Source organism: Shimia litoralis (assembly GCF_005518135.1).
Taxonomy (GTDB): domain Bacteria; phylum Pseudomonadota; class Alphaproteobacteria; order Rhodobacterales; family Rhodobacteraceae; genus Shimia_E; species Shimia_E litoralis.
The window spans coordinates 23,596-40,057 of sequence record NZ_SULI01000019.1; the positions used below are offsets into that span (position 1 = coordinate 23,596).

Below are 16,462 nucleotides of genomic sequence, written 5' to 3' on the forward strand. Positions count from 1 at the left end.
ATGGCCAAAGCCACAACGAGCACACGCAAAACCACAACGACCTCTGCTAAGACGGCTGTGCCAAGCGCACCCGCCGCAAAAAAGGCCGCACCGGTTGTTGTGACACAAGCGACACCTGTCGTGAGCGCCCCCGAAATGAAGAAAGTTGATCTTGTGGATGCCGTCGTCGAACGGTCGGGCATCAAAAAGAAATTTGCAAAGCCTGCTATCGAGGCCGCGCTCGCCATTCTGGGCGAAGCGATTGACGAAGGTCGCAGCCTGAATTTGCGTCCCATGGGCAAGCTTAAGGTTCAACGTGCAAAAGAGGTTGCGAACGGCAAGGTTATTACTGCGCGTATCCGCCAGCCAAAAGATCAGAACACTGAACCAAAAGATGGGGTTGCAGAGGCCGCCGAGTAAGTCTAGAGGTCTTGGCACCGGGTCGTTAGCTCAGTTGGTAGAGCGCTTCGTTTACACCGAAGATGTCGGGAGTTCGAGCCTCTCACGACCCACCATTTCCACCATGACAACTATCTGCCTTGCAACGGTGGCCATGACAGTATCCGGCTGTCAACTGTCTCAGGCATGACGGCGCCCTCTGAGGCCTTGACTTGAAATCCCACAATGATCGCGACGATCAGCACAAACGTCTTCATATTATCCCCCTATGTTTTGATAATATTACGGACCAAACAGAGATCTGGATCAAAGTCTGTTACATTTTCTGACCTTGGGGGAGGCAAATAAGCATATGAAGCGGGAAATGTGAGCCATCAAGTTGAATGGTGCCTCAAGAGGGACTCGAACCCCCGACCTTGTCCTTACGAAGGACCTGCTCTACCAGCTGAGCTATTGAGGCAGACCGGCACTTGGTGCCGTGATCTGCGGGATTAATGCCTCGAACTGTTTGAGTCTGCAAGATGTGGAAATTGAATTTTTCCGCATAGATTTCGCGGTGATCTGTACAAGTACATCTTTGCGTGGGCGGTCTTTTTTGCTGGGCGGCCATACGGTTTCGTGGTCAGATATAGCTCTGACAGTAAAAGGTTCCGATGGTATGAGCGCAAAGGTCGTCTTTCACGTATCAAGCAAATCTGTGGAGTCGTATCAACAGAAGCCGCATCTGGACCTATTCGGGAGAATTCATAAGCTTATCGAAGCGCGTGGCGGGCAGGTCGTGGCGACGGCACGCGATAAACGGTTGCGCAATCCGAGTTTGATTGGCTGGGATGGCGTGCTTGACGACGGCAATTTGCACATCGTCGAAAATGGTTGGGTTAACCAACCAAATGTATTGAACGCAACCATCGCCTATGTGCGGCCCTATTGGCATTTGGATGCTCAGGGGGTGCTGTGCAACAGTTCGATTTCAGGCCGCACCTACAGTCCTAAACGTGTCCCGTACAAGAAAGCCAAAGCATTCTTTCAATCGCTTAGGAGTAAGCATGTTGAGACGAGGCGCTCAAGATACGGGCAAAAATTAGAGTTCGAAGAGCTTCCGAAAGGAGCGATCGCAGTGTTCTTGCAGGGGGATTTGCCGCATCGCCAGCGTACAGCGTATTGCTCGACAGAAGAGATGCTGCGCGCGGTTGCTTCGGGGGCAGGGGGGCGCACCGTTGTCGTAAAGGCGCATCCTGAAAGCGATCCAATTCCCGCGATGGAAACTGTGCATCGGTTGCTGGAAGAGGGCTATGATATACTGCCGACCGACGCCAATATTCACGACATTCTGTCGACATGTTGCGCAACCGTGTCGTTCGGTTCTGCTGTGTGTTTGGAAGGGTTCATGCACCGGCGTCCTGCAATCATGTTTGGCCAGTGTGATTTTCATCATTACGTGGAAACGGTGCGCGATGTGGCGCGTTTCCCCGAGGCTCTTGAGCGTGCGCTTGCGCGCAAAGGCGGGTACGCGCAGTATCTGTATTGGTATTTCAACGAAAATTGCCTGTCGTTGGATGCGCCGGACTTTGATCAGCAGATATTGAAGCAGTTCTCATCCATAGGGTTTGATGCGCAGCACCTTGGATTAGATGTGCCAAGCGCTGTACCTGCTCCGACCAAAATGACGAGCCTTGCGCAAACGATCTCTGTTTTGGAGGATAAAGTTCGCAGTCATGATGGTGTGGACAGCTTTGTGATAAGCGAGCGCATCAAGACATCTCACGGAAGTGACGTCTATGATGCGATTTTGAACGCTGAACGGGTGGTGGTTAAAATCTTTCATGTTTCTGATCCCGTGACGCGGGTGACCGCAATGAAGCAAGAGCTTGATTTTGTGTCCCAAAACATGGCGCAGGGCCCGTATCAGGTGAACCAATGCAAGATGTGCATGCCCGAAATCGGGGCAATTGCAGTGTCACATGTGGGCTTGCAGAGATTGGACAAGCTGATTTGGCGCGCATCACGTTCCGAGCGCGCGCACCTGCTGCACCAAAGCGGGGCGTGGTTGTCTGCCTATATCGGGGATCGTCACCGAACTGGACCATCGCGCGCGTTAAAGATGATGCGCAAACTCGAGGGCAAAAGCCTGTCTGCCTTCACCAAGGAGGACCGGGCATTGATTGATGTCGCGATGGATCAGCTTTGGGGGGATGCGACGGGGCTTAAGGGGCGTGATGTGCTGGTCGCTGCCACACACGGCGATTTTGTCGGGATGAATATGCACGTCAAAGACAAGGTGTTTTACGGCGTGGATATTCAGGGGACCAGTTGGTTGCCGGTTGCCAAGGATGTGGCGCGTTTTTTGGTCTGGTTGCGAATGCACGAGCCCAAAGCACCTGTTAACCCCACATTCGGCCTGTGTACTGCAGACATAGATGCAATCTGCGCGTCGGGATTGCTTGACCTTGACGCTACGGATGACCGTGCTGTTCTTGCGTTCTTTATCGGCGAAAACCTGTGCTCTCGATTCATCGAGGAATACGCGCGTCCAGACTTGCGTTGGGCGATACGTCGGGCGTTGAAAGACTACCTTGGAAGTGTGTCTGGCAACGGTCGCTGAGCTTGTGATGTGGTGCTCGATAACGGGCGCCGTACATGATGCCGTACCGGCGGAAAAAAGAATTCAAAAATTCGAAAAATCCCTATTGAACCTCCCGCACAGCCTCGCTAAAAGGCGCGCACCGGGTCGTTAGCTCAGTTGGTAGAGCGCTTCGTTTACACCGAAGATGTCGGGAGTTCGAGCCTCTCACGACCCACCATTTCCATATGCCTAAAATCCATATCGTTTGCAGTTGATGTACCGTGCGCGGTGGCTGACTGATTACATTTTGCACCCCGCGCTTAAGGTGTTGGTATGTGTGTCTGACGCACGCATGCATCAGTGCGCTGTCTCCAGTGATGATGGGCGCGCGGTGCAACCGTGTCTTTCAATTCGTTGCAAAATGAGGATATATTTATCTGAGGTCGTATTTGGGACTGTGATCGATCCCAATTTTGTATGGCATAAGGATTGAACTACTTGAGGCAACCCTCGGCAGAACCATCGCTACAAACACAGTGGATGCTGGCCGTGCGGGATGCCCGCGATAAGGCTGCGTTTTCTGAGCTATTTGATTATTTTGGTCCACGTCTCAAAGGGTTTGTGATGCGCTCTGGGATGTCCGCCGCGCAAGCTGAAGAGGTTGTGCAAGATGTGATGCTGACGGTCTGGCGCAAGGCAGATCTGTTTGACCCACACAGAGCGCAGGTCTCGGCGTGGATCTATCAAATTGCGCGGAACCGACAGATTGATGTCATTCGCAAAGAAAAGCGGCCAGTCCCAGAAGAACTGCGTGAAGATCCAGAGGTGGAGCCGGATGCAAGCCAGATTCTGGCGGTGGAGCAAGAGGCTGGTAAACTCAAAGATGCGCTTGCAAGACTGAATGAAAATCAACGGGTTATCCTAGAAAAGGCATATCTGGGCGAGCTAACCCATCAAGAGATCAGCGCGCAAACCGGGCTGCCTTTAGGCACGATCAAGTCACGAATTCGGCTTGGACTAGAGCGGCTGCGTCATGAATTAGGAGAATTACGCTAAGATGGTTGTTGCAAGACATTATATTTCTGATGGCATGCTTGCCGCGTATGCGTCTGGAAATTTGCCACACCCTTTCGCGCTTGTGGTCGCTGCGCATGTTTCGATGTGTGAGGACTGTCGCGTCGCCCTTGAGGCACATCAAACCGTGGGGGGGGCAGTGCTTGAGACGACAGAGGTTGTGAACGTCTCCAGCGAATTGAAGAACAATATTCTTGCGCTGCTCGATGATCCAGTCGTTGCCACGCCCGTGTTTCGGTCGTCGGGGGTGTATCCCGAGCCTGTGATGGAAGTGCTCAAGGGGCAGCAACCTCAGTGGAAAAAACTTGGGGCAGGGGTCAAACAGAGCATTCTGTCAAATGACGAACAAGGGTCTGTGCGTCTGCTGTATATTCCTGCGGGTCAAGCGGTGCCAGATCACAGCCACGGTGGTCTCGAATTGACGCTGGTTCTCCAAGGCAGTTTTTCAGACGAAACAGGTCATTATGGCGTTGGTGACGTCGAAGTCGCGGATGAAAACCTGGATCATACGCCAATCGCCAATGCGGGGCCTGATTGCATTTGTTTGGCGGCCACAGATGCGCCGCTTCAGTTTTCCCAATTTTTGCCGCGTTTGTTGCAGCCGTTGTTCAAGATTTGACACGCGCATAGGGTTCCAAGGATCGTATTCTTATGGTCCGGCGAGGCGCGGAGCAATTTTTTATAAAACCGTGATCCAATCCCGTTTGCACTGCGTAATAGAGACATCAGTGGTCACCTTGGTGACGTTTCAATGTTGGGGGTGGAGGCGTAATGGGCCGGGAAATAAAGATTGTGGTCAATGACCGCATGCAATCTGACTATACTTACGTGTTGTCGGCGCCTTGTGGGTCTGACTTTGATGATGCGTTTACCCCAAAATACACACCCAAGCAGATGCTTGAAATGGGAGTGTTTGAAGGTAAATACTTGAATGATTGTACCGCCGAATTCCCGCATGATTGGTTCGACGGTGCCAAAATATCGGCCAAGCCCGATGTGGCGCTGAACTACTTTGGGATCAAAAGCCGGCAACCTTTAAGCGTTTGGCGCGAAAAGGGATGGATTTATGGGCCAGACCCGCGAGGATGGTTTCAATGGTATTGTCGATACTATCTTGGTCGCAGGGTGCCGGACATCGATAAACGCCAAATTGCGCGCTGGAAGGGGTTTGCACGCCATGCCGGACAAATCAGGGCGAACTGCTACCCCGGAGATGTGTACTGCCGTCCACGGCAACGTCAGGCATTGCTGCAATGGTCGTATGATCCGCTGATCTAAGTCCAGACGTACCGATCAGGCCGCCCAAGTATGGTTTGCGGTTTCTAGAGGAAACTGAACCGTACGCGATTGGAAATGCGGACAGCATTGGCAGCTGTCCGCAAAGTCAGTTTAGGATGCCGGAGCGCATGCTGGCTGGCCAGAGTCTGTCGTGACAAGCGCGTATCCGCCATCGCAGTGCGCATTGCCTGCTTTATCAAAGCTGGGCTGCATATAGACGGGTTCTGGGTCCGGTGAAGAGCAGGCCGAAAGGGCAAAGGCCATGGCACACAGCGCGACAATCGTTGGTCTCATGATTTCAATTCCTTGTTGGTCAAAATGGATTGCACACACAGCCAAGCACAATTTGGCGATTCTTCAAAGTCTGGTGGTAAAAATCAAAGAATCTCGGGCGCGCGAAAAAACTTTTAATAAGGGCTTGTTATACGCTTGACGGGGCAGGCGGCTGAGCATAAACCACGGCTCACGCTTCGGGGCATAGACCTGATGCGGCAGCGAGCGGTTGTAGCTCAGTTGGTTAGAGTACCGGCCTGTCACGCCGGGGGTCGCGGGTTCGAGTCCCGTCAACCGCGCCATCGCTGCCAGCCCTTGATCTAGGGTTAAACAGGATCACGTCGAAAGACATATGCGCGGTTGTAGCTCAGTTGGTTAGAGTACCGGCCTGTCACGCCGGGGGTCGCGGGTTCGAGTCCCGTCAACCGCGCCACTTTCCTGAAAAGGGATGTTCCCATGAAATTTCTGNCTTTCCTGAAAAGGGATGTTCCCATGAAATTTCTGGATAGAATGAGTTGGATCACAGTGGTCGCGGTCGCGTTGCTGTTGGGTTTGGCGCCGTTCACACCCGAGCCGCATATCGTTGAAAAATTGCGCATGCTGTTTCAAGGAACTCTTGTACAGCCCATCGATTGGTTCGATCTGTGCCTTCACGGCGCGCCGTGGGTCATTTTGATTTTGAAGATAGTGCGTCAGGTCGCAAAAGCGTCACGTTCTTAACATGCATCGCACCCGTCAGGCCGGGAATGCTGGCCTAGTGCCACCGCCCGAATGGTCGGACGGTGGCCTTGATGTTCGTTAAAGGCTTACTTGGTGAGGGCGTCGAGAATGCGCGCCCAGCTTCGCGTGCCTTTGTGAAAGCTCTCGAGGTCATATTTTTCATTTGGCGAGTGGATTTGATCGTCGTCTTTGCCGAATCCGATCAGCATGGCATCGACGTCGAGAATTTCCTTGAAATACCCCGCAATTGGAATCGAGCCCCCGCATCCGACATACGCCGCAGGGCTTGGCCATTCGTCCGAGAGCGCCTTGCGCGCTTTTTCAAAGGCGGGGTCTTCAATCGACATCTGTGACGCTGCCGAGCCTTTTTCGGTGCGATATTCTACGGAGAATCCCTCGGGCAGGCTGTTCTTCAGATATGTCCGGAAGGCGGTGCGAATGGCATCCGGATCCTGTGCCCCCACAAGGCGAAAGCTAAGTTTGGCCGAGGCTTGGCTTGGCAGTACGGTTTTGAAGCCGTCCCCAGTATAACCACCCCAGATGCCGTTGACATCACAGGTAGGGCGCGACCAGATTTGTTCAAGCGGCGTGCGATCCTGTTCGCCAGCGGGCGACTTGAGGCCAACATCGTTCAAGAAGCTTTGGTGATCAAAGTTCAGGCCCTGCCACTGGCTGCGAATATCATCGGACAGCTCTGGCACCCCGTCATAAAACCCGGGAAGCGTGATACGTCCGGTGTCGTCATGAAGGTCGGCGATGATGCGCGAGAGAACACGAATCGGATTCATCGCAATGCCACCGTACATCCCCGAATGGAGGTCACGATCAGGGCCAGTGATGGTAAAATCTTCGCCAAGCAGTCCCCGCAATTGGGTGGTGATGGCGGGGACTTTGCTGTCAAACAACCCCGTATCGCAAATCAATGCGATATCACTGGTCAGCTCTGCGGCGTTTTCCTTCATAAACGGCACCAGAGATGGCGACCCTGATTCTTCTTCGCCTTCAAAGAAAAAGCTGATTTTGCAGGGCAGGGACCCGTGAACGGCCTTCCAAGCGCGGCATGCTTCGACAAAGGTCATGAGCTGCCCCTTGTCATCGGACGACCCGCGACCGCGGATGACCTTACCCTGCGGCGTATCTTCGATAGCAGGATCAAACGGCGGTGAGTCCCAAAGCTCTAGAGGATCAACGGGTTGCACGTCATAGTGACCATAGAACAAGACGTGCGGTCCGTCGCCGTCGATATGCCCGATAACCATCGGATGTCCGGGGGTTTTCCGCTTTTCTGCTTTTACACCAAGTGTTTGCAGGTCATTCACCAACCAATCCGCAGCTGCATCACAGTCGGAAATATAAGCTGGGTCGGTTGATATGGACTGAATTTTAAGAAGCTCGATCAGGCGATCCGTCGCATCTCCGAGGTCGGCGTCAATACGGTCAAGTACGGTTTGCAATGACATTTTTGGGAGTCCCTCACATCTAAAAATGGGTGCATTTGGCGTGACCCTATCAGCACGCGTGTTGCTGTCCAGAAGTCTTGATGTAAATCAAGGATGGCAAAGCGGCAAAATGTAACCTATCTCCACATGAGAAAGCGCGTTATATCCATTCATGAAAGTGAATGTACGGGGTGCAGGATGATGCGCACGCAGCCCGTTAAGGATTTTGGAGGACAGCCAGTGGATTTTTCCGCCAAGCTAGATGAGGCCCTGAATCGTTTGCACGAGGAAGGCCGATATCGGACATTTATCGACATCGAGCGAGAGAAAGGAAATTTCCCCCACGCTGTTTGGAACCGGCCTGACGGAACGCAGCAACCTGTGACCGTCTGGTGTGGTAATGATTATCTGGGCATGGGCCAACATCCGGCTGTGCTCGAGGCGATGCACGAGGCGCTTGACGCCACGGGTGCTGGATCTGGCGGAACACGTAATATTTCCGGAACAACTGTGTATCACAAGCGCCTAGAGGCCGAACTGGCCGATCTGCATGGTAAAGAAGCAGCGCTCTTGTTTACCAGTGCATACATCGCAAATGATGCCACGCTGTCGACGTTGCCAAAGCTTTTCCCTGGCTTGATTATCTATTCGGATGCGTTGAACCACGCATCAATGATCGAAGGTGTGCGCCGCAATGGTGGTGACAAGCGCATTTTCCGCCACAACGATGTGGATCACTTGCGGGAATTGTTGGCTGCTGATGATCCTGCCGCGCCCAAAGTGATCGCGTTTGAGTCGATCTATTCGATGGATGGCGATTTCGGACCGATCAAAGCGATCTGTGATTTGGCTGACGAATTTGGCGCGCTGACATATATTGACGAAGTTCACGCTGTTGGCATGTACGGTCCGCGCGGGGCAGGTGTCTGTGAACGTGATGGCCTGATGCATCGTTTGGATATCATCAACGGCACGTTGGCAAAGGCATATGGCGTCATGGGGGGCTATATCGCGGCATCGGCCAAGATGTGTGATGCCATCCGCTCGTATGCGCCCGGGTTTATCTTCACCACATCGTTGCCACCTGCAATTGCGGCTGGCGCGGCGGCCTCTGTCCGTCACCTCAAGACCGATCAGGAACGTCGTGATCTGCATCAGCAGCAAGCGAAAATTCTCAAGCTACGCCTTAAGGGGCTAGGTTTGCCGATCATTGACCACGGCAGCCACATCGTGCCTGTTATTGTGGGGGATCCTGTACACACCAAGGCCCTGTCCGACATGATGCTCGATGAATTCGGGATTTATGTGCAGCCCATCAATTTCCCGACTGTACCACGTGGTACTGAACGGCTGCGGTTTACGCCGTCACCAGTGCACGGCCCCCGGGAAATGGATACGCTTGTGAACGCGATGGACCAGCTTTGGTCGCACTGTGCGCTGAATCGTGCCGAACTTGCGGGCTGATCAAGGGGCTTGGTGCAATAATTGTTGCACTGTGTTACTTTAGCCTCAACAAAGGGTCCGATCCGAATCGGGGGACGATAACGGATCGGCATTGCAGTGAGGCGAACGGCATGATCAGGCGCAAGGGACAGCGCGTAACCGACATCGTAGACGACGGACCGAAAGGCTTCGACGATTACGCCCTCAAGTTGGGCGATATGATGCGCGGCGAACGAGCGACGATGGGCAAATCTCTTTTGGATGTGCAGAGAGAATTGCGTATTCGAGCGTCTTTCATTTCAGCCATCGAAGATTGTGACCCCACAGCATTTGAAACACCTGGGTTTATCGCAGGATATGTGCGCTCTTATGCGCGGTATCTGGGAATGGATCCAGAGGTCGCATATGAGACGTTCTGTTTAGAGAGCGGGTTTGCCACTGCGCATGGGATGTCGGCCGATGCGTCGACCATTCGCAAGCCGGATGCAATAGCGGCACCCGCAAAAGAACGTGATCCGTTTACTCAGAAACCGATGTCTTTTGCACCCGTTCAAGAGTCGATCCTGTCACGCATTGAACCGCAAGCGATCGGGTCCTCTTTGGTGCTTGTGGCGTTGATTGCGACCATTGGATACGGCGGCTGGAGCGTTTTGAATGAAATTCAGCGCGTCAAGCTGGCGCCGGTTGAACAAACCCCGGTGGTGTTGTCAGATTTGGACCCATTGAATGGTGCAGAGCTGGCCACAAGCACTGATGCGTCTACGGATGTGACCGCTGCAGGCGTGTTCGCTCCGCCCTCTGATGCGTTGGATCGTCTGTATCGGCCTCAAGCGCTTGACGTTCCTGTGATGGTGTCGCGCGATGCGCCGATTTCCACATTGGATCCGGCTTCGTTTGGAACATTCACGCCAGTTGCTGAAGACATCCCTGTGATGACTGCTGCTGCTGATACGGTAATTCCTCAGGTTGTTGCAGACACGGCACCAGATGTTGTTCTGATGGCGGTGCGTCCTGCTTGGGTGCGGATCAAGGCAACAGATGGCACCGTGATTTTCGAGAAAATTCTGGACGCTGGCGAAGAATATACGTTGCCCACGACCGAGGAAGCCCCGGTTCTGCGCGCAGGCATGAGCGGATCTGTGTATGTGAAGCTGAATGGGGCGTTGTTTGGTCCAGTGGGTGAGGGCACAAGCACTGTGCGTGATCTTGCGCTTGATCTTGAAAGCCTGCAGCAAACCTATGATCTCGCGGATTTGGACCATGATCCCGAGCTGGCCAAGATCGTAGCACTGGCTGCTGCAAGCGATGTGGTCATCTCTCGCGATTGATATGGGTGTTGCGCGTGATCGCGCATTGCCCCTTACGCCCAAGAGACTTACATAGGCCATGAACCTGATTTGGTGAGGGCCTTTCATGTCGATGAATCATATTCGTCCGTGGCGTAATATCGAGCGCCGCAAATCCCGTCAAATTCATGTGGGAAATGTGCCGGTTGGTGGGGATGCCCCGATTGCGGTGCAAACCATGACCAACACCGATACTTCGGATGTCGCGGCCACCGTTGCCCAAGTTCAGGCGGCTGCCGAGGCAGGGGCCGATATCGTGCGTGTATCGACGCCGGATGCGGCATCGACCAAGGCCTTGCGTGAAATTGTGCGTGAAACGACGGTGCCAATCGTGGCTGACATCCATTTTCACTATAAGCGTGCGATCGAGGCGGCCGAAGCAGGCGCGGCCTGTTTGCGGATCAACCCCGGAAATATCGGCGATGAGCAACGCGTCAAAGATGTGATTCAGGCCGCCAAAGATCACGGGTGTGCGATCCGGATCGGCGTGAATGCTGGCTCGCTTGAAAAGCATCTCTTGGAGCAATACGCAGAACCGAGTCCGGATGCGATGGTGGCCTCTGGCCTCGAGCATATCCGCATTCTTGAGGACAATGATTTTCACGAGTATAAAATCAGTGTCAAAGCGTCGGACGTCTTCATGACAGCCGCCGCGTATCAACAGCTTGCCGAGGTCACCGATGCGCCGATCCACTTGGGCGTGACCGAGGCAGGGGGCTTTGTCAGTGGCACTATCAAATCAGCCATTGGCCTTGGCCAGCTCTTGTGGATGGGAATTGGCGATACGTTGCGGGTGTCTTTGTCCGCTGACCCGGTGGAAGAAGTCAAAGTCGGCTTTGAAATTCTCAAATCTCTTGGGCTTAGGCACCGCGGTGTAAACATCATCTCATGCCCAAGCTGCGCGCGTCAGGGGTTTGACGTCATTAAGACGGTGGATGCGCTGGAAAAGCGTCTGGCACATATTCATACGCCCATGAGCCTGTCAATCATAGGGTGCGTGGTGAACGGCCCTGGAGAAGCTTTGATGACAGATATCGGGTTTACCGGTGGCGGTGCTGGATCAGGTATGGTGTATCTGGCTGGTAAGCAAAGCCACAAACTGTCGAACGATCAAATGGTTGAACATATCGTGGAACAGGTCGAACGCCGTGCGGCAGAAATCGAAGCGGCATCGCCAAAAGAATAGAGTTTCAAGTGTCCCACCCGCGCCCCTTGTTGGGGGCGGATGGGGCGCGTTCATATCATTGTGCGATTAGCGCGAGCGTTTTTCCGCAACCAGCGCGGTCATGCTGTCCAGAGGCAGATACCCACGCAGCAGTTGGTCTTTCATCACAAATGTCGGCGTCCCTGAAATCTTGAGTTTGCCAGCAAGGGCGCGGGTTCTCTGAATTTCATCCGTGACCGAAGGATCGTTCATTTTGTCTAGGATCGCTGTGGCATCCAACCCCATTGAGTCAGCCAACCGCGTGAGCGTTGTGGGCGTGATATCGCCTTTAAACGTGATCAGCGCATCATGCATGTCTTCGTAGGCGTCGTCTCCGGCAATCTGCTTGACGGCAATCGCAAAGCGCGACGACAGCAATGATGCTTCTCCCAAGATTGGGAATTCTTTGTAAATCAGACGGATATTTCCATCGGCGGCGACCAGCTTTTGCACCTCGGCATGCGCTTTGCGGCAATATCCACAGCGATAGTCGACAAATTCAACCAGAGTGATGTCGCCGTCTAGGTTCCCGCCAACCCACGAATAGCCGTCGCTGAAAATATCTTGGGCGTTTGCTTGGACAAGCGCCAGATCATGGGCTGCGGCGGATTCAGATTCGCGCCGTTCGAGTAGGGCGACAGCCTCCATAATGACCTCGGGGTTATCTAGCAGATATGCCCTGATTTCCGAGCGAAACGCCGCGCGCTCGTCCGTGGTCATATCCCCAAGGTCAAAGGCCTGCGCAGGCACCGAGGCAAGGCAAAGCGCGGTTGCGGCGCTGGCGATGATCTTTAGCATGTGTGGTTCTCCATCATTTCTGGGCGCGTTTCGCGGCCCTCAATACATCTTCTGCGCGTCGCCACGGCCCTGATCCTGTCGGAAGCAGATGGCTGGCACGACGTGCGTGAATTTCTGCGTCTTTCAGACGCCCTTGAAAGGCATATCGCTCTGCGGTGGCCAAAGATGCCATGCCATTTTGACCTGTGTGCGCATAGGCCGCGCCCAGATCCCGCAACAGGCGCAAATCGCGAAAATCCCGCGAGCGCGCTGCCTCAAGGATTGGCAAAGCCTCTTCTGGATTGCCGGACACCAGCAAGGCCCGCCCATAGCTGGCCATACATAGCGCGTTTCCCGGGGCAAGCTCGGTGGCGCGTTTATAGGCCTCGACCGCGTCTGAGAAGCGGCGGCTTTCCAACAGAATTTGCCCCTTGAGCTCATAATAAAAGGGGTCGTCGGGGCGTTCGGCAAGCGCTTGGTCAATCTTGGCGCGGGCAGAGGCGTGGTCAGGCAGCTTGTGGTACGCGACGGCTTCTCGCATCAATGCGATGTCGCGCGTGGGGCTAGAGTTTGCACGGCGCAAGGTCCAGCTTGATGATCTCATAAAGGCGGATGCTTTGCCGCGGGCGCGCGCAAACCAGTATTCGGCGTCGGTTTGTTTATCAAAGGTGCCAGTGTGTGTATCCACATAGGTTTGCATGGCGCGAATACGATCGCGGGTTAAAGGGTGGGATCGCATATAGGGGTCTTGCCGCGAAATATTCAGCATCTCTTGACCGCGAAACAATTCGTGCACCGATACGGCGCCCGAGGGGTCGATGCCGGCACGTGTCATGTATCTGGCACCGGAATGGTCTGCCGATGTTTCTTCTGCACGGGAATGTGCCAAGAACCGCCGCTGTGCCGCTGAATTTGCCCCGATGGCCAACCCGGCACCGACCTCGGCATTTCCGGTCGCGGCTGCCGCCGCAAGTGCAAGCGCCATGCCCAGTCCCGCTGCCGATTGAACGTTGCCCATATTTGTGATGCGGCGTGCAATATGACCGTTGGTGATATGCGCGGCCTCATGTGCGATGATGGCCTGTAGCATTTCTGGGGTATCCATACGCATCAACATTCCGAGGTGAATGAAGATATGCTGGTTGTCGATGACAAACGCGTTCAGGGACTGATCGTTGACCACAAGAATTCTGACGTTGCTCCCCAATCCGGCCGCGCTCAGGATTGGATCGGCGACGCGCGCCAAAGCATATTCAATATCCGGATCACGGATCAACGAGATGGCCCGTGCCGGCAATGCGCTCAGCATCAACATCAGCCCCAGCATCAAACCGAGGATCAAGCGCAGAGAATGGATTGACGGCGCAGCCGTTTCGCGGTGAAAGATCATGGCGACACTAGGGACGAAAAATATGCGAAACTCAAGACGTGGGGAAGTCGATCCCTTTATTGTGATGGATGTCATGGAAGCGGCCCGTCAGGCCGAAGCCGCCGGACGCCATATTATCCATATGGAAGTCGGCCAGCCCAGCACTGCCGCTCCGAAAGCGGCCAGAGATGCGCTGACTGAGACAATGCAGTCGGATGCGCTTGGATATACGGTGGCGCTTGGGCTTCCGGCGCTGCGCCAGCGGATCGCCAAACTGTATGGTGACTGGTACGATGTGGATCTTGATCCAAACCGTGTAATTGTCACGCCGGGATCATCGGGTGCCTTTTTGTTGGCGTTTTCCGCCCTGTTTGATGCAGGCGACTCGGTGGCGATCGGTGCCCCAGGGTATCCGTCATATCGTCAAATTCTTAAGGCTTTGTCGTTGAACCCTGTCGATCTTCAGACTGCGCCGGAAAACCGGTTGCAACCGGTGCCCGATGATTTCGCAGAGTTGGATGTTCAGGGCCTCATGGTGGCCTCTCCGGCGAATCCGACGGGCACGATGTTGGATAAAACAGCTATGACCGCCCTGATTGATGCTACGCAGGCAAAAGGCGCAGCATTTATCAGTGACGAGATTTACCATGGCATTGAATACGAAGCCAAGGCTGTGACGGCCCTTGAAATGACCGACGACTGTTATGTCATCAATTCGTTCTCCAAGTATTTTAGCATGACGGGCTGGCGTGCGGGATGGATGGTGGTGCCAGAGGATCATGTGCGATTGATCGAACGGTTGGCACAAAACATGTTCATCTGCGCGCCGCACGTGTCCCAAGTGGCCGCTCTGGCCGCGATGGACTGTGATGATGAATTGCGCGGCAACCTTGCCGTTTACACACGCAACCGACAGATGATGATCGAAGGCTTGCCCAAGGCAGGGTTCACCAAATTTGCGCCGCCTGATGGCGCCTTTTATGTCTATGTAGACGTCAGCGACTTTACCAATGATAGCCGCCAGTTCGCCCGTGATATTCTTGATGAAGTTGGTGTCGCGGTCACACCGGGTCTGGATTTTGACCCGATCAGAGGCGCGGGCACATTACGGTTTTCATATGCAAGGTCTTCACAAGATATCGCGGACGGGCTTGAACGACTTGCACGCTTTATGCGGACCCATGGCCACGTGTGATATGTTCAGTTCGCGAAATTTAGGCTAGGCATTGAATCACACAAACCGGAGCACCGGATGCGCAGAATACTGAGTTTTCTTTTTGTCCTGTTATGGGCGTCGGTCGGGCACGCACAAGACTTCACGGGGTTGGCCCGCGTGTCTCCTGCTCAGAGCAAGCTGTCTGAGGGCTGGCAGGGCGCTGTGCGGCTCGAGCTTGGCTTGTCGCAAGGTGTGCCATGGCGCATTTTCCAACTTGATGACCCGCGCCGGATGGTGCTGGATTTTCGCGAAGTCGACTGGAGCGGATTTGATCGCGATGCGTTGGGGCAGGCCGAGGGGATTTCCGATATCCGGTTCGGCCAATTCCGCCCAGGCTGGAGCCGAATGGTGTTTGACCTTGAGGTGCCCTTGGTTGTTGAAACTGCGGGCCTTGTGGTGGATCAGACCACCGGTGGGGCGCTCTTGACGATCGATCTTGCGCGGCGCAGCGACGAAATTTATGCGCGCCATGCTGGCGCTCCGCGTGATCCACGTTGGGATTTGCCGCCTGCTGTTGAAACAACACCATCACCGCGCCAGACCAAGCCCGACTGGGCGCCGATTGTCGTCGTGCTTGACCCCGGTCATGGCGGGATTGATGTCGGAGCTGAACGTGACGGAACCCAAGAGAAGTCATTGATGCTGCAGTTTGCCCGCGAGGTGCGTGACAGCTTGCGGCGTGCAGGCGGGTTCGACGTCATTCTGACCCGGGACGGCGACCATTTTGTTTCGCTTGAACGGCGCGTGTCCCTTGCGCATGATGCGGGCGCTGATGTGTTCATTTCGTTGCATGCGGACGCGCTCCAGCAAGGTCATGCACGGGGCGCAACGGTGTACACCCTGTCGGATGAGGCGTCAGATGCAGCGTCTGCCATTTTGGCAGAACGCCATGATCGTGATGACATATTGGCGGGTATCGATTTGTCGGGGGCCGATGACGAAGTCGCCGATGTTTTGTTAGATCTCGCGCGGTTGGAAACACGACCACGCACCGCACTTTTGGCGGCAAATTTGATCTCGTCAATGCACACAGCGAGTGGAAGTTTGAACAAGAAACCGCATCGTGTGGCAGGGTTTTCGGTCTTGAAAGCTGCCGATATCCCGTCTGTCCTGATCGAAGTGGGGTTTTTGTCGTCTCCACAAGATCTTGCCAACCTGCGGGATCCAAACTGGCGTGCGGTGATGGCGGGGGCCATTCGTGATGGGATACAGGCTTGGGTCGACGAAGACAAAGCTCTGCGTGATTTGGTCCGCCAGTAAGAATAATGTGGAATTTTCAGGCAAAAAGACGCGCAGTAATGAGCCGCTAGTGTTTTGACCGCCCCGAAGCCAACCTATATAGAGTCTAGTAGACAACCCGAGCATGCGCGAGACAGGGGCCT

16 protein-coding genes and 5 tRNA genes are annotated in these 16,462 nt (G+C 54.4%); 15 read left to right on the plus strand and 6 right to left on the minus strand.

The features are described 5' to 3' along the window. Entirely contained in the window at positions 1-399 is a 399-nt protein-coding gene (locus tag FAP39_RS13480) for an HU family DNA-binding protein (protein WP_138016926.1), read from the plus strand. A gap of 19 nt (positions 400-418) precedes the next feature. Further along, positions 419-494, plus strand: a tRNA-Val gene (locus FAP39_RS13485). Positions 495-509: 15 nt separating this feature from the next. Here the strand turns inward: FAP39_RS13485 and FAP39_RS17915 are convergent. Together FAP39_RS17915 and FAP39_RS13490 are read right to left on the minus strand one after the other, a co-directional pair. Beyond that, positions 510-635 carry a hypothetical protein gene (locus FAP39_RS17915; RefSeq protein WP_281280263.1) on the minus strand — a complete coding sequence of 42 codons (126 nt, stop codon included), beginning with the start codon at positions 633-635 and terminating at the stop codon, positions 510-512. A gap of 127 nt (positions 636-762) precedes the next feature. Then, positions 763-838: transfer RNA gene (locus tag FAP39_RS13490), tRNA-Thr, on the minus strand. A gap of 198 nt (positions 839-1,036) precedes the next feature. Between FAP39_RS13490 and FAP39_RS13495 the strand changes: the two genes are divergently transcribed. From FAP39_RS13495 to FAP39_RS13515, 5 genes are all read left to right on the plus strand, one after another. Next, positions 1,037-2,980, plus strand: coding sequence for a hypothetical protein (locus FAP39_RS13495; RefSeq protein WP_138016927.1), 1,944 nt, complete (start codon positions 1,037-1,039; stop codon positions 2,978-2,980). A gap of 123 nt (positions 2,981-3,103) precedes the next feature. Next, positions 3,104-3,179 (plus strand) — tRNA-Val (locus tag FAP39_RS13500). A gap of 302 nt (positions 3,180-3,481) precedes the next feature. Further along, complete coding sequence (locus tag FAP39_RS13505; RefSeq protein ID WP_138016959.1) at positions 3,482-3,997, plus strand: sigma-70 family RNA polymerase sigma factor; 516 nt, start codon at positions 3,482-3,484, stop codon at positions 3,995-3,997. 1 nt (position 3,998) lies between these two features. Continuing rightward, a complete protein-coding gene (locus tag FAP39_RS13510; protein ID WP_138016928.1) occupies positions 3,999-4,634 on the plus strand; it encodes a ChrR family anti-sigma-E factor in 636 nt (211 codons plus the stop codon). Positions 4,635-4,786: 152 nt separating this feature from the next. Continuing rightward, positions 4,787-5,293 (plus strand): hypothetical protein, encoded by a 507-nt coding sequence (locus FAP39_RS13515; RefSeq protein WP_138016929.1) that lies wholly within the window; start codon positions 4,787-4,789, stop codon positions 5,291-5,293. 111 nt (positions 5,294-5,404) lie between these two features. Here FAP39_RS13515 and FAP39_RS13520 read toward each other — a convergent pair whose 3' ends face one another. Then, complete coding sequence (locus tag FAP39_RS13520) at positions 5,405-5,587, minus strand: hypothetical protein (RefSeq protein WP_138016930.1); 183 nt, start codon at positions 5,585-5,587, stop codon at positions 5,405-5,407. A gap of 204 nt (positions 5,588-5,791) precedes the next feature. Between FAP39_RS13520 and FAP39_RS13525 the strand changes: the two genes are divergently transcribed. The 3 genes from FAP39_RS13525 (at position 5,792) to FAP39_RS13535 (ending at position 6,286) form a co-directional block, all read left to right on the plus strand. Further along, a tRNA-Asp gene (locus tag FAP39_RS13525) sits at positions 5,792-5,868 on the plus strand. Positions 5,869-5,922: 54 nt separating this feature from the next. Further along, positions 5,923-5,999 (plus strand) — tRNA-Asp (locus tag FAP39_RS13530). A 59-nt stretch (positions 6,000-6,058) separates the two neighbouring features. Further along, positions 6,059-6,286, plus strand: coding sequence for an RND transporter (locus FAP39_RS13535; protein WP_138016931.1), 228 nt, complete (start codon positions 6,059-6,061; stop codon positions 6,284-6,286). A gap of 86 nt (positions 6,287-6,372) precedes the next feature. Here the strand turns inward: FAP39_RS13535 and FAP39_RS13540 are convergent, their stop codons facing one another. After that, positions 6,373-7,746, minus strand: a complete 1,374-nt coding sequence (locus FAP39_RS13540) for a M20/M25/M40 family metallo-hydrolase (protein ID WP_138016932.1) — start codon at positions 7,744-7,746, stop codon at positions 6,373-6,375. 180 nt (positions 7,747-7,926) lie between these two features. Here FAP39_RS13540 and hemA point away from each other — a divergent pair, with 180 nt between their 5' ends. The 3 genes from hemA (at position 7,927) to ispG (ending at position 11,700) form a co-directional block, all read left to right on the plus strand. Beyond that, entirely contained in the window at positions 7,927-9,189 is a 1,263-nt protein-coding gene (hemA, locus tag FAP39_RS13545) for a 5-aminolevulinate synthase (protein ID WP_138016960.1), read from the plus strand. 110 nt (positions 9,190-9,299) lie between these two features. After that, positions 9,300-10,496 carry a helix-turn-helix domain-containing protein gene (locus FAP39_RS13550; RefSeq protein WP_138016933.1) on the plus strand — a complete coding sequence of 399 codons (1,197 nt, stop codon included), beginning with the start codon at positions 9,300-9,302 and terminating at the stop codon, positions 10,494-10,496. A gap of 85 nt (positions 10,497-10,581) precedes the next feature. Then, positions 10,582-11,700: a flavodoxin-dependent (E)-4-hydroxy-3-methylbut-2-enyl-diphosphate synthase gene (ispG, locus tag FAP39_RS13555; RefSeq protein WP_138016934.1), complete on the plus strand. Its 1,119-nt coding sequence runs from the start codon at positions 10,582-10,584 to the stop codon at positions 11,698-11,700. Between the two features lie 66 nt (positions 11,701-11,766). Here ispG and FAP39_RS13560 read toward each other — a convergent pair whose 3' ends face one another. Then, the gene (locus FAP39_RS13560) at positions 11,767-12,516 is read right to left on the minus strand and encodes a DsbA family protein (RefSeq protein WP_138016935.1); all 750 of its coding nucleotides are present in this window, start codon (positions 12,514-12,516) and stop codon (positions 11,767-11,769) included. Positions 12,517-12,529: 13 nt separating this feature from the next. Next, positions 12,530-13,885, minus strand: coding sequence for a M48 family metalloprotease (locus tag FAP39_RS13565; protein ID WP_138016936.1), 1,356 nt, complete (start codon positions 13,883-13,885; stop codon positions 12,530-12,532). 22 nt (positions 13,886-13,907) lie between these two features. Here FAP39_RS13565 and FAP39_RS13570 point away from each other — a divergent pair, with 22 nt between their 5' ends. Both FAP39_RS13570 and FAP39_RS13575 read left to right on the plus strand, forming a co-directional pair. After that, positions 13,908-15,059, plus strand: a complete 1,152-nt coding sequence (locus tag FAP39_RS13570) for a pyridoxal phosphate-dependent aminotransferase (protein WP_138016937.1) — start codon at positions 13,908-13,910, stop codon at positions 15,057-15,059. A gap of 57 nt (positions 15,060-15,116) precedes the next feature. Next, on the plus strand, positions 15,117-16,340 hold the full coding sequence (locus tag FAP39_RS13575; RefSeq protein WP_138016938.1) for an N-acetylmuramoyl-L-alanine amidase: 1,224 nt from the start codon (positions 15,117-15,119) through the stop codon (positions 16,338-16,340). Positions 16,341-16,462 lie beyond the last annotated feature (122 nt).

Bases quoted from the DNA above. Each gene is read 5' to 3' on its own strand.
- FAP39_RS13520 (WP_138016930.1), bottom strand. From the start codon at position 5,587: ATGAGACCAACGATTGTCGCGCTGTGTGCCATGGCCTTTGCCCTTTCG.
- FAP39_RS13515 (WP_138016929.1), top strand. From the start codon at position 4,787: ATGGGCCGGGAAATAAAGATTGTGGTCAATGACCGCATGCAATCTGAC.
- FAP39_RS13505 (WP_138016959.1), top strand. From the start codon at position 3,482: ATGCTGGCCGTGCGGGATGCCCGCGATAAGGCTGCGTTTTCTGAGCTA.
- FAP39_RS13575 (WP_138016938.1), top strand. From the start codon at position 15,117: ATGCGCAGAATACTGAGTTTTCTTTTTGTCCTGTTATGGGCGTCGGTC.
- FAP39_RS13510 (WP_138016928.1), top strand. From the start codon at position 3,999: ATGGTTGTTGCAAGACATTATATTTCTGATGGCATGCTTGCCGCGTAT.
- FAP39_RS13550 (WP_138016933.1), top strand. From the start codon at position 9,300: ATGATCAGGCGCAAGGGACAGCGCGTAACCGACATCGTAGACGACGGA.
- FAP39_RS13495 (WP_138016927.1), top strand. From the start codon at position 1,037: ATGAGCGCAAAGGTCGTCTTTCACGTATCAAGCAAATCTGTGGAGTCG.
- FAP39_RS13560 (WP_138016935.1), bottom strand. From the start codon at position 12,516: ATGCTAAAGATCATCGCCAGCGCCGCAACCGCGCTTTGCCTTGCCTCG.
- FAP39_RS13480 (WP_138016926.1), top strand. From the start codon at position 1: ATGGCCAAAGCCACAACGAGCACACGCAAAACCACAACGACCTCTGCT.
- FAP39_RS13535 (WP_138016931.1), top strand. From the start codon at position 6,059: ATGAAATTTCTGGATAGAATGAGTTGGATCACAGTGGTCGCGGTCGCG.
- FAP39_RS13565 (WP_138016936.1), bottom strand. From the start codon at position 13,885: ATGATCTTTCACCGCGAAACGGCTGCGCCGTCAATCCATTCTCTGCGC.
- FAP39_RS13540 (WP_138016932.1), bottom strand. From the start codon at position 7,746: ATGTCATTGCAAACCGTACTTGACCGTATTGACGCCGACCTCGGAGAT.
- hemA (WP_138016960.1), top strand. From the start codon at position 7,927: ATGCGCACGCAGCCCGTTAAGGATTTTGGAGGACAGCCAGTGGATTTT.
- FAP39_RS17915 (WP_281280263.1), bottom strand. From the start codon at position 635: ATGAAGACGTTTGTGCTGATCGTCGCGATCATTGTGGGATTTCAAGTC.
- FAP39_RS13570 (WP_138016937.1), top strand. From the start codon at position 13,908: ATGCGAAACTCAAGACGTGGGGAAGTCGATCCCTTTATTGTGATGGAT.
- ispG (WP_138016934.1), top strand. From the start codon at position 10,582: ATGTCGATGAATCATATTCGTCCGTGGCGTAATATCGAGCGCCGCAAA.